Source organism: Romboutsia sp. 13368 (genome assembly GCF_018336475.1).
Classification (GTDB): domain Bacteria; phylum Bacillota; class Clostridia; order Peptostreptococcales; family Peptostreptococcaceae; genus Romboutsia.
Genome location: NZ_CP048741.1, coordinates 1,671,606 through 1,671,891 on the forward strand (window position 1 = coordinate 1,671,606; position 286 = coordinate 1,671,891).

Annotated in this window: 1 protein-coding gene (running past one end of the window); it reads left to right on the forward strand. The window is 36.5% G+C overall.

The window, feature by feature from the left end:
- The coding region annotated (locus G3997_RS06750; protein ID WP_296644719.1) for a PTS sugar transporter subunit IIC crosses the window boundary (this coding region is incomplete at its 5' end): on the forward strand, window positions 1-286 show 286 of its 542 nt. Its footprint extends 256 nt past the window's final position.

Below are 286 nucleotides of genomic sequence, written 5' to 3' on the forward strand. Positions count from 1 at the left end.
CTTCTGCATCACCAATATTAATGGGTATCGTTCTTGGTGGACTTATAACAGTTGTTGCTACTGCTCCACTTAGTTCAATGGCTCTTACTGCTATGATAGGATTAACTGGTGTTCCAATGGCAATCGGTGCATTAGCAGTATTTGGTTCTTCTTTCATGAACTACATATTCTTCDCWAARATGAARTTCGGTTCTAAGAAAGATACTATAGCTCTTGCTATAGAGCCATTAACTCAATCAGACATAATATCTGTTAACCCAATACCAGTATATGTTACTAACTTCAT